Annotated in this window: 12 protein-coding genes; 10 read left to right on the forward strand and 2 right to left on the reverse strand. The window is 69.1% G+C overall.

What is annotated here, in order from left to right; genetic code table 11:
• Nucleotides 1-54 precede the first annotated feature (54 nt).
• Nucleotides 55-1011: a lipoyl synthase gene (gene lipA / locus ACRWK7_RS11620; protein ID WP_431856377.1), complete on the forward strand. Its 957-nt coding sequence runs from the start codon at nt 55-57 to the stop codon at nt 1009-1011.
• 19 nt (nt 1012-1030) lie between these two features.
• Nucleotides 1031-1495 (forward strand): type II toxin-antitoxin system RatA family toxin, encoded by a 465-nt coding sequence (locus ACRWK7_RS11625; RefSeq protein WP_431856378.1) that lies wholly within the window; start codon nt 1031-1033, stop codon nt 1493-1495.
• 1 nt (nt 1496) lies between these two features.
• On the opposite strand, the gene ACRWK7_RS11630 is transcribed toward ACRWK7_RS11625, so the two are convergent.
• A complete protein-coding gene (locus ACRWK7_RS11630; protein WP_431856379.1) occupies nt 1497-1994 on the reverse strand; it encodes a CinA family protein in 498 nt (165 codons plus the stop codon).
• 28 nt (nt 1995-2022) lie between these two features.
• Nucleotides 2023-3171 carry a bifunctional 2-C-methyl-D-erythritol 4-phosphate cytidylyltransferase/2-C-methyl-D-erythritol 2,4-cyclodiphosphate synthase gene (locus ACRWK7_RS11635; protein WP_431856380.1) on the reverse strand — a complete coding sequence of 383 codons (1149 nt, stop codon included), beginning with the start codon at nt 3169-3171 and terminating at the stop codon, nt 2023-2025.
• A 98-nt stretch (nt 3172-3269) separates the two neighbouring features.
• Here ACRWK7_RS11635 and ACRWK7_RS11640 point away from each other — a divergent pair, with 98 nt between their 5' ends.
• The 8 genes from ACRWK7_RS11640 to ACRWK7_RS11675 all read left to right on the forward strand — a co-directional run bounded on the left by ACRWK7_RS11640 (nt 3270) and on the right by ACRWK7_RS11675 (nt 13396).
• The gene (locus ACRWK7_RS11640) at nt 3270-4085 is read left to right on the forward strand and encodes a cytochrome C assembly family protein (RefSeq protein WP_431856381.1); all 816 of its coding nucleotides are present in this window, start codon (nt 3270-3272) and stop codon (nt 4083-4085) included.
• 122 nt (nt 4086-4207) lie between these two features.
• Complete coding sequence (gene dusB, locus ACRWK7_RS11645; protein ID WP_431856382.1) at nt 4208-5194, forward strand: tRNA dihydrouridine synthase DusB; 987 nt, start codon at nt 4208-4210, stop codon at nt 5192-5194.
• Nucleotides 5194-6375 (forward strand): two-component system sensor histidine kinase NtrB, encoded by a 1182-nt coding sequence (locus ACRWK7_RS11650; RefSeq protein ID WP_431856383.1) that lies wholly within the window; start codon nt 5194-5196, stop codon nt 6373-6375. The genes dusB and ACRWK7_RS11650 overlap by 1 nt, the downstream gene beginning before the upstream one ends.
• Complete coding sequence (gene ntrC, locus ACRWK7_RS11655) at nt 6375-7817, forward strand: nitrogen regulation protein NR(I) (RefSeq protein WP_431856384.1); 1443 nt, start codon at nt 6375-6377, stop codon at nt 7815-7817. Before ACRWK7_RS11650 ends, ntrC begins: the two co-directional genes overlap by 1 nt.
• Before the next feature lie 158 nt (nt 7818-7975).
• Nucleotides 7976-10306: an ATP-binding protein gene (locus ACRWK7_RS11660; protein WP_431856385.1), complete on the forward strand. Its 2331-nt coding sequence runs from the start codon at nt 7976-7978 to the stop codon at nt 10304-10306.
• The gene (locus ACRWK7_RS11665; protein ID WP_431856386.1) at nt 10296-11696 is read left to right on the forward strand and encodes a sigma-54-dependent transcriptional regulator; all 1401 of its coding nucleotides are present in this window, start codon (nt 10296-10298) and stop codon (nt 11694-11696) included. The genes ACRWK7_RS11660 and ACRWK7_RS11665 overlap by 11 nt, the downstream gene beginning before the upstream one ends.
• 129 nt (nt 11697-11825) lie before the next feature.
• Complete coding sequence (locus ACRWK7_RS11670) at nt 11826-12686, forward strand: D-amino-acid transaminase (RefSeq protein WP_431856387.1); 861 nt, start codon at nt 11826-11828, stop codon at nt 12684-12686.
• Nucleotides 12683-13396, forward strand: a complete 714-nt coding sequence (locus ACRWK7_RS11675) for an HAD family hydrolase (protein WP_431856388.1) — start codon at nt 12683-12685, stop codon at nt 13394-13396. Before ACRWK7_RS11670 ends, ACRWK7_RS11675 begins: the two co-directional genes overlap by 4 nt.
• Nucleotides 13397-13414: the final 18 nt, after the last annotated feature.

Consider the following 13414-nt stretch of genomic DNA (forward strand, 5'->3'; position numbering starts at 1 on the left):
CCGCCCTTTGAAACGGCCCGGCCGACCGCCGGACCGATGGGAGTTCGTACCGTCATGACCGCGGCCGACCAGACCGAGAAGCTCCGCCACCCGGAGAAGGCCCACAAGCCCGACAACCCGATCCAGCGCAAGCCCGCCTGGATCCGCGTCAAGGCGCCGATGAGCCAGGAGTACCACGAGACCCGCCAACTGATGCGCGGCCTCAAGCTCCACACGGTGTGCGAGGAGGCGGCCTGCCCGAACATCGGCGAGTGCTGGAAGCACAAGCACGCCACCTTCATGATTCTCGGTTCGATCTGCACGCGCGGCTGCGCCTTCTGCAACGTCGAGACCGGTAAGCCCAACCTGCTCGATCCACACGAGCCGGAGAACGTCGCCGAGGCGGTTGCCCAGCTGAAGCTGCACCACGTGGTGGTCACCTCGGTGGACCGCGACGACCTGGAGGACGGCGGGGCCGAGCACTTCGCCCGCACCATCCGCGCCATCCGCGCCGCGTCGCCGAGCACGACCATCGAGATCCTCACCCCCGACTTCCAGAAGAAGAAGGGCGCTGTCGAGGTGGTGGTCGAGGCCCGGCCGGACGTCTTCAACCACAACCTTGAGACCGCGCCGCGGCTGTATCCGACGATCCGCCCGGGGGCGCGTTACTTCACCTCGCTGCAGCTGTTGTCCCGCGTGAAGGAGCTGGACCCCTCGGTCTTCACCAAGTCGGGGATCATGGTCGGCCTCGGCGAGACGAAGGAGGAGGTGGGGCAGGTGATGGACGATCTGCGCGCTGCGGACGTTGACTTCATGACCATCGGCCAGTACCTCCAGCCGACGCCGAAGCACGCGGCGGTCGACCGCTTCGTGACGCCGGAGGAGTTCGAGGGCTACACGCGCCTCGGCCGCGCCAAGGGCTTCCTGATGGTGGCGGCGAGCCCGCTGACGCGCTCGTCCTATCACGCGGGCGCCGACTTCGAGCGCCTGCGCGCCGCCCGCGAGGCGAAACTCGCCGCGGCGGCCGGCTGAGGAGACGGGGAACGACGGAATGCCGACGCACGCGGAAAAGAAGGTCCTGCCCTACACCCCCGACCAGATGTACCGTCTGGTCGCCGACGTGGACAAGTACCCGGAGTTCCTGCCCTGGTGCATGGCCTCGCGCATCCGCAAGCGCGAGGGCAACGTGATGTACGCGGACCTGGTCATCGGCTTCAAGATGGTGCGCGAGCGCTTCACCTCGCGCGTCGAGCTGAACGAGGCGGCGAAGCGCATCGACGTGCAGTACACCGACGGGCCGTTTCAGTACCTGAACAACCACTGGATCTTCACGCCGCACGAGCGCGGCGTGTGCGTCGACTTCTTCGTGGATTTCGAGTTCCGCTCGGCGATCCTGCAAAAGATCATGGGCGTGCTGTTCAACGAGGCGGTCAAGCGCATGGTGCAGGCGTTCGAGACGCGGGCCGCCCAGCTCTATGGCGCCGACACTGCGGCGCGCGCCACGACCGCGGCCTAGATCAGGTCAGCACCGGCCGCGCCGCGCGCAGGCGCTCCAGCGCGCATTCCACGGTCTGCGTCCGCACCTCCTGGCGGTCGCCGGAGAAGGTGTACTCGCGCGCCTTCGCCGGGCCGCGGCGCACCGCCGTGGCGATGTAGACGCGCCCGACCGGTTTCGCATCGGTGCCGCCGTCCGGCCCGGCGACGCCGGTGACCGCCACCGTCACGTCGGCCTTGGACTTCGCCAGGGCGCCCACCGCCATGGCCACCGCCACCTCGGCGCTGACCGCGCCGTGCGCCATGATGAGGCTCGGCGGCACGCCCAGCATCTCCGACTTGGCGACGTTGGTGTAGGTGACGAAGCCGCGGTCGAAGACCTTCGAGGAGCCGGGAATGTCGGTGATCGCGCCTGCGATCAGGCCGCCGGTGCAGGACTCGGCGGCGGCGACCATGCGCCCCGACAGGCCGTACTCGGCCAGCAGCTTGGCCGCCAGCTCGCGGATGTGGTCAGGGAACATGGGACTCCCCGGCTGTGGAAGGCTCATCCTATCCCGGAAGCCGCACCGTCGCCACCGCTTGCGCGGCGATGCCCTCGCCGCGGCCGGTGAAGCCCAAGCGCTCGGTGGTCGTCGCCTTGACGCTGACCCGATTGGCGGCGATGCCCAGCAGTTCCGCCACCCGCGCCACCATGGCCGCGCGGTGGGGGCCGACCTTCGGGCGTTCGCAGATCAGCGTGACGTCGGCGTGCGCGATGACGCCGCCCCGTTCACGGACAAGCTCCGCGGCGTGCTGGAGGAACCGGCCGCTGTCGGCGCCGCGCCAGCGCGGGTCGCTGGGCGGGAAGTGGCTGCCAATGTCGCCGTCGCCGATGGCGCCCAGGATCGCGTCGGTCAGCGCGTGCAGCCCGACGTCGGCGTCGGAGTGCCCCTCCAGTCGATGCGTGTGCGGCACCCGAATGCCGCACAGCACGACCGCGTCGCCTTCCGTGAAGCGGTGCACGTCGAAGCCGGTGCCGGTGCGCACGTCCCAAAGGGACTGCAGGACGAGGCGCTCGGCGCGGATCAGGTCGTCCTGGGTGGTCACCTTGAAGTTCTCCTCGTTGCCGTGCACCAGCCGAACCTGCAGCCCGGCCCGCTCGGCCACCGCGGCATCGTCGGTGAGATCGAGCCCGCTGGCGTCGCGGTGCGCCGCCAGGATCTCGGGATAGCGGAAGCCCTGCGGCGTCTGCGCCCGCCACAGGGCGGTGCGGTCGACGGTTCCCACGACGTGCCCGCCGTCGCCGCGCTTGAGCGTGTCGGCCACCGGCACCGCGGCCAGCGCGCCGGGCGCCTCTGCAAGCGCGTCGATCACCGCCTGAATGGTGTCGGCGTCGATCAGCGGCCGGGCGGCGTCGTGGATCAGCACGAGGTCGGGGGAGGGAAGGGCCTCCAGTCCGTTGCGCACCGAGTCCTGCCGTGTGGCGCCGCCGGCCACCGGCTCCGGCAGGTCCAGGCCGGCGACCGCGGCGTCGTAGAGGTCGCGGTGCGCCGGCTGGATCACCACCTGCACGCCGTTGACCGCGGGATGGCGCAGGAACGCCTCCACCGTGCGGCGGAGCACCGGCCGGCCGGCGAGATCGTGGTACTGTTTCGGGCGTTCGGCGCCGAAGCGCTGGCCGGAACCGCCGGCGACGATCAGCGCAATGCAGGTGGGCATGACGGGAAGGATCCGCTGGTGATTTGCGACTTGACGGCGACGCGGCGGAGCCTAGCCTGTCCCGGGTGCTCCGCCAAGGGCTGGGGCAGGAAAGGGTGATGTCTCAGAACCTCGTCTTCAGCCTGACGGCGCTGCTGGCGCTGCTGCCTGCCTCGCTCTACCCCTACCGCGCCGTCGGCGGGGCCGGGGAGCAGGGGCGCTCGGCCATGTTCTGGGGGGCACTGGCGCTGGCGGTGTTCGGCCCGGTGGCGTGGGCCGCGGTGCGTGTGGGAGGCGTCTGGACGACCGGGCTGCCGACCGCGCTGTGGGTGACCATCGCCGCCTGCATGGTGCTGTTCGCCGTGCTGTGCGTCCTGACCCGCTCGGCGTGGCGCCTGTCGCCGCTGCTGCTGCCGTACCTCGTCGCCGTCGCCACGGTGGCGACGCTGGCTGAGGGAACGCGGGCGCCGGTGTTGCGCGGCGGCGCGCCGGGAATCTGGATCGACGCGCACATCGCCGTCTCGGTGGTCACCTACGCCCTGCTGACGCTGGCGGCCGTCGCATCGCTCGCCGCCTTCCTCCAGGAGCGCGCGTTGAAGGCCAAGCGGCCGACCGCCCTGACCCGCTTCCTGCCGCCTATGGCGGAAAGCGAGCGCCTGCAGGTCCGCCTGCTGGGTGCGTCGGAGGCGGTGCTCGGCGCCGGCCTCGCCACCGGCATGGCGGTCCTGCACTACGAGCAGGGCGTCGCGCTGCGCCTCGACCACAAAACGCTGTTCTCGCTTGCCACTTTCCTCGTCATTGGCGGCCTGCTGTTCGTGCATATACGAACGGGCATGAGAGGACGCACCGCCGCGAGGCTGGTGCTGATTGCCTATCTTTTACTCACGCTTGCCTATTTGGGCGTCAAGTTCGTGGCAGACGTGCTGTTGGGTTGACCGACAGTTGTCAAAGTCTGCAGATGTGCTGCGCCGCACGCGCTTGCATACTGGTCAGACCACGTGTATCGTGCCCAAAATCCCAGCAAACCATCAATGCGCCCACGAATTGGGCAAATGAAATGGCCATTCAGATCGGTTCCCTCACCTTGTCGGATCCGGTGATCCTTGCCCCCATGTCGGGCGTCACCGACCTGCCGTTCCGCCGTCTGGTCAAGCGCACCGGGTGCGGCCTTGTCGTGTCCGAGATGGTCGCCAGCCAAGCGATGATCCGCGAGAACCGCCAGACCCTGCGCATGGTCGAAACGGTGCCGGAGGAGTTCCCGATGGCGGTGCAGCTCGCCGGCTGCGAGCCGCTGGTGATGGCCGAGGCGGCCAAGCTGAACGAGGATCGCGGCGCTGCCGTGATTGACATCAACTTCGGCTGCCCGGTGAAGAAGGTGGTCAACGGCTACGCCGGCTCGGCGCTGATGCGCGACGAGCCGCTGGCCGGCCGCATTCTGGAGGCGACGGTCAAGGCGGTGAACGTCCCGGTCACGCTGAAGACCCGCATGGGCTGGGACCACGCCAGCCTCAACGCGCCGCGCCTTGCGAAGATCGCCGAGGAGGCCGGGATCAAGATGATCACCATCCACGGCCGCACGCGGCAGATGATGTACAACGGCACCGCCGACTGGGCCTTCGTCCGCAGGGTCAAGGAGGCCGTATCGATCCCCGTGGTGGTCAACGGCGATATCGAAACCTTCGAGGACGTCGACCACGCGCTGGCCGAATCCGGCGCCGACGGCGTAATGATCGGCCGCGGCTGCTACGGCCGGCCGTGGTTTCCCGCGCAGGTCATGCGCTACCTGCGCACCGGCGAGCGCCTGCCCGATCCGCCGCTGCACGAGCAACTGGCCACCCTCCTGGAGCACTTCGACGCCATGCTCAGCCATTACGGCACTGAACCGGGCGTGCGCGTCGCGCGCAAGCACATTTCCTGGTACTCCAAGGGCCTGCAGGGCTCGGCCGAGTTCCGCCAGGAGATCAACCAGATCGACGGCGCCGACGCGGTCCGCGAGCGGATCCGGCGCTTCTACACCCCCGTGATCGAGAGGATGGCCGCCTGATGTCGTCGCGCATGGCCACGTCGGCAACGCGGCGTGCGCCGCGCCTTCCGCTCCGCTCCGCCGGCTCCGGCGCGGTGGATCCGCACGCGGTGCTCAACGCGCTGCCCGACCCGGTGCTGGTGGTGGACGGGGGCGGAGAGATCCGCTTCGTCAACATCGAGGCGCAGGAGTTCTTCGACGTCAGCGCCAGCATGATCGAAGGCATGCGGCTGGCCGACCTACTGAACCCCGACAGCCCGGTCCTGCTGCTGTTGGCCCAGGCGCAACGCGGCAGCCTGCGCGCCTCGCAGGAGGGCATCACCATCGATACCCCGCGCATCGGCCCGCACACGGTGACGGCCCAGGTGGCGGCGATGGGCGACGGCTCCGACCACATGATCGTGACGCTGCACGAGCGCTCTCTGGCCCGCAAGATCGACAACTCGCTGACCCACCGCAACGCGGCGCGCTCGGTGACGGCGATGGCCGCCATGCTGGCGCACGAGGTGAAGAACCCGCTGTCCGGCATCCGCGGGGCCGCCCAGCTGCTGGAGGACAACGCCAGCGAGCAGGACCGCGTGCTGACCCGGCTGATCTGCGACGAAGCCGACCGCATCGTCGCGCTGGTCAACCGCATGGAGGTGTTCTCCGACCGCCCGCTGGAGCGCGGGCCGGTGAACATCCACACGGTGCTGGAGCACGTCCGCAAGATCGCGCAGAACGGCTTCGGCCGGAACATCCGCTTCGTCGAGCGCTACGACCCATCGCTGCCGCCGGTGCTGGGCAACCGCGACCAACTCATCCAAGTCTTCCTCAACCTGATTAAAAATGCGGCAGAGGCCTGCCCGGAGCAGGGCGGCGAGATCGTGCTGTCCACCGCCTACCAGCACGGCGTGCGCATGGCGCTGCCGGGCGGCGATACGCGGCTTCCCTTGCCGTTGCTGGTTTCCGTGCAGGACAACGGCGATGGAATCCCCGAAGACCTGCGCACCAACCTGTTCGATGCGTTCGTGACCACAAAGGTCAACGGAACTGGCCTTGGTCTTGCATTGGTGGCGAAGATCATCGGCGATCACGGCGGCGTCATCGAATTCGACAGCCAGCCGCGCCGTACCGTCTTCAAGGTGTCGCTGCCCATGTACGATGAATCGCAAGGTCCTGGGGAGGGTGTCGCGGGTCGAGCCGAGCGGGGGCCGCGCTGATGAGTCAGGCGACGATCCTTGTCGCGGACGACGACCGCGCGATCCGCACCGTCCTGACGCAGGCGCTGGCGCGTCTCGGTCATGAGGTCCGCACCACCGGCAACGCCTCCACCCTGTGGCGCTGGGTGTCCGACGGCCAGGGTGACCTGGTCATCACCGACGTGGTCATGCCCGACGAGAACGGGCTGGACCTCATCCCGCGCATCAAGAAGCTGCGTCCCGACCTGCGCGTCATCGTGATGAGCGCGCAGAACACCCTGATCACCGCGGTGAAGGCGGCCGAGCGCGGCGCCTTCGAGTACCTGCCCAAACCCTTCGACCTGAAGGAGCTGGTCTCGGTGGTCGAGCGCGCGCTGAACGCGCACCAGACCAAGGCCGAGCCGGCCAACGACAGCCTGGAGGAGGAGCAGCTCCCCGTCATCGGCCGCTCGCCGGCGATGCAGGAGATCTACCGTGTGCTTGCCCGTTTGATGGGCACCGACCTGACGGTGATGATCACCGGCGAGTCGGGCACCGGCAAGGAGCTGGTGGCGCGCGCGCTGCACGACTACGGCAAGCGCCGCAACGGCCCGTTCGTCGCCATCAACATGGCGGCGATCCCGCGCGAGCTGATCGAGTCCGAGCTGTTCGGTCATGAGAAGGGCGCCTTCACCGGCGCCACCAACCGCTCCACCGGCCGGTTCGAGCAGGCGCAGGGCGGCACCCTGTTCCTCGACGAGATCGGCGACATGCCGCTGGAGGCGCAGACGCGCCTGCTGCGCGTCCTGCAGGAGGGGGAGTACACCACCGTCGGCGGGCGTACGCCCATCAAGACGGACGTACGCATCATCGCCGCCACCCACCGCGACCTGCGGACGCTGGCCCGCCAGGGCCTGTTCCGCGAGGATCTGTTCTACCGCCTGAACGTCGTGCCGATCCGCCTGCCGCCGCTGCGCGAGCGTACGGAGGACGTGCCGCTGCTGATCCGCCACTTCCTGAACCAGGCGGTCGCGCAGGGGCTGCCCAACAAGAGCATCGACCAGGGCGCCATGGAGCGCCTGAAGCGCTACCGCTGGCCGGGCAACGTACGCGAGCTGGAGAACCTCGTACGCCGCCTCGCCGCCCTGTACTCCCAGGAGGTGATCGGCGTCGACGTCATCGAGGCGGAGCTGGCCGACGCCACCCCGGCCGCGCCGGTCGTCGAGGAGACGCAGAGCGAAGGCCTGGGCTCCGCCGTCGAGCGCCATCTTAAGGATTATTTCGCCGCCCATAAGGATGGGGTGCCGGCCGCCGGTCTGTACGACCGTGTCCTGCGGGAGGTGGAGAGGCCGCTGATCTCGCTCAGCCTGTCGGCGACCCGCGGCAACCAGATCAAGGCTGCGGAGCTGTTGGGGCTGAACCGGAACACGCTGCGCAAGAAGATCCGCGAGCTGGACATCCAGGTGGTCCGCGGCCTCAAGTAGCATCGCCCGTGATAATCATGTGACACCGCCGAAAGGCGGACGCATCCGAACGGCTCCTTTGCACCTTGCAATGGAGCCGTTCGCGGTATGACCTTGAACGCGCTTGGCAGGTCCGCCACAGGTGTGTACCTTTCCGGCAACATCCTTGGCCGGTATCCATGGCGCTTCAGACGCACGACAAGACGGCGGACCGACCGTCGACCTTCTGGACCCAGCTCTCGCGGTGGGCCAGTCGGGTCGGCCTCGCCAAGCGGCTGGCGGTGGCGCTCAGCCTGGCGGCGATCGCCGCCGGCTTCGCCACCTACGGCGCGCTGACCGAGACGGCGGCGTTCGGCGGCTCGAACCCGCGTACGGTCACGCTGCTGCTTATCCTCGACATGGTCCTGCTGCTGCTGCTGGCCGCGCTGGTGGCGCGCCGCATCGTGCAGATCTGGATGGGGCACCGGCGCGGCATGGCGGGCTCGCGCTTGCATGTGCGGCTGGTCGCGGTGTTCAGCCTGCTGGCGGTGGCTCCGGCCATCGTGGTGGCGGCGTTCTCGGCGATCTTTTTCTACGTCGGCGTCCAGTCCTGGTTCAGCGACAAGGTGCGTACGGCGGTGCATGAGTCCCTGCAGGTGGCGAGCGCCTATCTGCACGAGCACCAGCAGAACATCCGCGCCGACGCGCTGGCCATGGCCAACGACCTGAACCAGGAGGCGGTGCGGCTGTCCATCGATCCGGAGCGCTTCGATCAGGTCGTCTCCACCCAGGCGGCGTTGCGCGCGCTGTCCGAGGCCATCGTTTTCCACGGCACCACCGGGCGCATCCTGGCCCGCTCCGGCTTCAGCTTCGCGCTGGAGTTCGACCCCATTCCCGACACCAACCTGGAGCAGGCGCGCAACGGCGAAGTCGTGCTGATCGTGCACGAGAACGACGACCGGGTGCGCGCGCTGATCCGCCTGGACCGCTTCGTCGACACCTATCTGTACGTCGGCCGTGTGGTGGAGGCGAAGGTGCTGCAGCACTACGCCGCCGCCAAGGGCGCGGTCACCTCCTACACCGAGTTGGAGGGTCAGCGCGGCTCGCTGCAGATCACCTTCACGGCGATCTTCGTCATCGTCGCGCTGCTGCTGCTGATGGCGGCGGTGTGGGCCGGGCTGAACTTCGCCACCCGGCTGGCCCGCCCGATCTCCGCGCTGATCGGCGCGGCCGAGCGGGTGCGCGCCGGCGACCTCCAGGTCCGCGTCTCCGAGCCGCGCGACGAGGACGAGCTGGCGCTGCTGTCGCGTGCCTTCAACCGCATGACCACCGAGATCGAGAGCCAGCGGCGCGAGCTTCTCCAGGCCAACAGCCAGCTCGACCAGCGCCGCCGCTTCACCGAGACGGTGCTGGGCGGCGTCACCGCCGGCGTCATCGGCCTGGATGCCGACGGAATCATCAATCTGCCCAATCTTTCGGCAGCCCGCCTGCTGGGTGTCGAGGATCCGGAGACCCTGATCGGCCGCCGCCTCGTCGAGCTGTCGCCGGAGATGGGGGAACTGCTCGACAACGCGCCGCGCCGTCCCGGCCGCCCCGTGCAGGAGCAGGTGCAGATCCGCCGTCCGGGCGCCGCGCCGCTCACGTTGCTGGTGCGCATCAGCGCCGAGGCCGGGGGAGGGGAGATCCGCGGCTACGTCGTCACTTTCGACGACATCACCGAGCTGGTGTCGGCGCAGCGCAAGGCGGCCTGGGCCGACGTGGCGCGCCGCATCGCCCACGAGATCAAGAACCCGCTCACCCCCATCCAGCTGTCGGCCGAGCGGCTGCGCCGCAAGTACCTGAAGCAGATCACCCCGGACGACACCGAGGTGTTCACCATGTGCACGGACACCATCGTCCGGCAGGTGGACGACATCCGCCGCATGGTGGACGAGTTCTCGGCCTTCGCGCGCATGCCGCAGCCGGTGATGAAGCCGGTCAACGTCAACGACCTCGTCCGGCAGGCGGTGTTCCTGCAAACCAGCGCGCACGCCGGCAAGGTGAAGTTCGACGTGCAGCTGCCGCCGGGGCCGCTGACGGTCGCCTGCGACTCCCGGCAGATCAGCCAGGCGCTGACCAACCTGTTGCAGAACGCGGTGGACGCCATCGAGGGCCGTCCGGCGCCGGAGGGCGGAGCGGACCTGCCGCCGGGCCACGTCGGCGTGCGCATCGACGCGGACGCCGAGCGCGTGGCGCTGGTCGTCGAAGACAACGGCAAGGGGCTTCCCCAGGATGAGCGCCACCGGCTGACCGAGCCGTACGTCACCACCCGTGCCAAGGGCACCGGGCTGGGACTGGCGATCGTCAAGAAGATCATGGAGGACCACGGCGGCGAGCTGACGCTCGACGACCGTCCGGAGGGCGGCGCACGCGTCGCCCTGGTCATCCCACGCAACACCGCGGCGGCGGAGCCCCTCGGGGTGTCCGGGGCCGCGGACGAGAGGCCGGCGCAGACCGGCGGTGAACAGAGGCGGGCAGCCAATGGCTCATGACATTCTGATCGTCGATGACGAGTCGGACATCCGGATGCTCATCGCGGGCATCCTGAACGACGAAGGAATCAAGACGCGCGAGGCGGCCAACGCCGACGAGGCGTTCACCCAGGTCGCCGCGCGGCGGCCGAACCTCGTCGTCCTCGACATCTGGCTGCAGGGCAGCCGGCTCGACGGCTTGCAGATCCTCGAGCAGTTGATGCGGGATCACCCGAACCTGCCGGTCATCATGATTTCCGGCCACGGGACCATCGAGACCGCGGTCAGCGCCATCAAGATCGGCGCCTACGACTTCATCGAGAAGCCGTTCAAGGCCGACCGCCTGCTGCTGATGGTCGAGCGCGCCATCGAGGCCGCCCGGCTGCGGCGCGAGAACGAGGAACTGCGCCTGCGCGCCGGCGGCGACGTGGACCTGATCGGCCGCTCGACCTCCATCACGCACGTCCGCCAGAGCATCGAGAAGGTCGCCCCCACCGGCAGCCGCGTGCTGATCACCGGCCCCGCCGGCTCCGGCAAGGAGGTGGTGGCCCGCCAGATCCATCAGCGCTCGCGCCGCAACACCGGCCCCTTCGTCGGCCTGAACTGCGCCACCATGCGCCCCGACCGGCTGGAGATCGAGCTGTTCGGCACCGAGGGCGGCGTGGATGGCGGCGGTCGCAAGATCGGCACCTTCGAGCAGGCGCACGGCGGCACGCTGCTGCTGGACGAGGTGGCCGACATGCCGCTGGAGACCCAGGGCAAGATCGTCCGCGCGCTCCAGGAGCAGACCTTCGAGCGCGTCGGCGGCGGCCACCGGGTCGAGGTGGACGTGCGCGTCATCGCCACCTCCAACCGCGACCTCCAGGCGGAGATCGAGAACGGACGGTTCCGCCAGGACCTCTTCTACCGCCTCGCGGTCGTGCCGATCCGGGTGCCGGCGCTGGCCGAACGGCGCGAGGACATCCCGCTGCTGGCCAAGCACTTCATGCTGCGCTCCGCCGAGGCCGCCGGCCTGCCGGCGCGCGAGTTCGGCGAGGACGCCATGGCGGCGCTGCAGGCCTATGACTGGCCGGGCAACGTGCGCCAGTTGCGCAACGTGGTGGACTGGCTGCTGATCATGGCGCAGGGCGACCACAAGGAGCCGATCCGCGCCGACATGCTGCCGCCGGAGATCGGCGCCATCACCCCCACCGTGCTGAAGTGGGACAAGGGCGGCGAGATCATGGGACTGCCGCTGCGCGAGGCGCGCGAGGTGTTCGAGCGCGAATACCTGCTGGCCCAGGTCACCCGATTCGGCGGCAACATCTCGCGCACCGCCGCCTTCGTCGGCATGGAGCGCTCCGCCCTGCACCGCAAGCTGAAGAGCCTGGGCGTGCACGGCAACGAAAAGGGGAAGGCCTTCATCGACTGATGCCCCTCGGCGCTTGGTGCGTCAGCGGCTTGATGTTAACGTCAGCCATCCGTGCCCGTTGGGGGTGCGGATGGTTGAGACACGCTGTTATCTCCCCGGGTCAGAGAACGAAGAAGAACGAAGAAACCGATGGCTCGATGGGCATACGTCAACGGCCGCTATCTGCCGCACGACCGTGCGGCGGTCCACATCGAGGACCGCGGCTTCCAGCTCGCCGACGGGGTGTACGAGGTCGTCACCATCCTCGGCGGACGCTTCGCCGACATGGACGGCCACCTCGACCGGCTGGACCGCAGCCTGAACGCGCTGCGCATTCCCTGGCCGGTCAACCGTCCGGTGCTGGAGCGCGTCATGCGCGAGCTGGCACGCCGCAACGGCATCCACGACGGCGCCGTCTACATGCAGGTCAGCCGCGGCGTGGCGCCGCGCGACTTCCGCTTCCCATCGCCGCGTCCCTCGTCGCTGGTGGTCACCACGCGCCGCGTGCAGCGCTGGACGCAGCCGGGACAGCTGGAAGAGGGCGTTCCGGTCATCACCATCCCCGACATCCGCTGGGGCCGCCGCGACATCAAGACCACCGGCCTGCTGGCCCAGGTGCTCGGCAAGCAGCAGGCGGCGGAGGCCGGCGCGTTCGAGGCATGGATGGTCGATCCGGACGGCACCGTGACCGAAGGCTGTTCCTCCAACGCCTGGATCGTCATGGCCGAGGGCACGCTGGTCACCCGCGAGCCGAGCCACAAGATTCTCAACGGCGTCACCCGTCTGGCGCTGCTGCGGCTCGCGCGTGCGGCCGAGCTGACGGTCGAGGAGCGGCCGTTCACTGTGGCCGAGGCCCTGGCAGCCCGTGAGGCGTTCGTGTCGTCCGCCGGCACCTTCGCGCTGCCGGTCACGCGCATCGACGGGCAGGCCATCGGCACCGGCAAGCCCGGTCCGGTTGCGCTCGGCCTGCGGCGGGCCTACATCGACGACGTTCTGCGGGGGCGCCTGTGAACCACACCTCGACCGAGTCGCCGGCGCTGCCGCGTGCGGTGCTGTACGACTGGGACAACACCCTGGTCGACAACTGGGGCACGATTCGCGCCGCGCTGAACCACGCCCTGGAACAGCACGGCCTGCGGCCATGGACCGAAGAAGAGTCGCGCGAGCGGATCAAGCAGTCGCTGCGCGACAGCTTTCCGCGCATCTTCGGCGAGCGCTGGACCGAGGCGCGCGACCAGTTCTACACCTATTTCGAGGCCCACCACCTGGACCACCTGCGGCCGATTCCCGGCGCCGAGGCCCTGCTGGAGAGCTTCGCCGCGCGCGGCGTCTACCAAGCGGTGGTGTCGAACAAGACGGGACGCTTCCTGCGCGCCGAGGCGGACAAGCTGGGCTGGACACGCTTCTTCGGCCGTCTGGTCGGCGCCCAGGACGCCGAGGCGGACAAGCCGCACTGCGCGCCCGTGCACATGGCCCTTGCACCATCGGGGATTGCGCCGTCGCGCGAGGTGTGGTTCATCGGGGACGCCGACATCGACATGGAATGCGCCCACGCCGCCGGACTGGTACCGGTTCTGGTGGGCGTCGCGGAGGGGGAGGGCTTCGGCCGTTTCCCGCCGGCGCATCGATATGACACCTGTGACACGCTGAGTGGCTTGGTGCGGCGTATCGGTGATACCATATCCGTGCAAGCTCCGGATGGGACGGGTTCGGCAGACTGAACGATAAAGCCTGGTGCG

The organism is Azospirillum sp., from assembly GCF_050789165.1.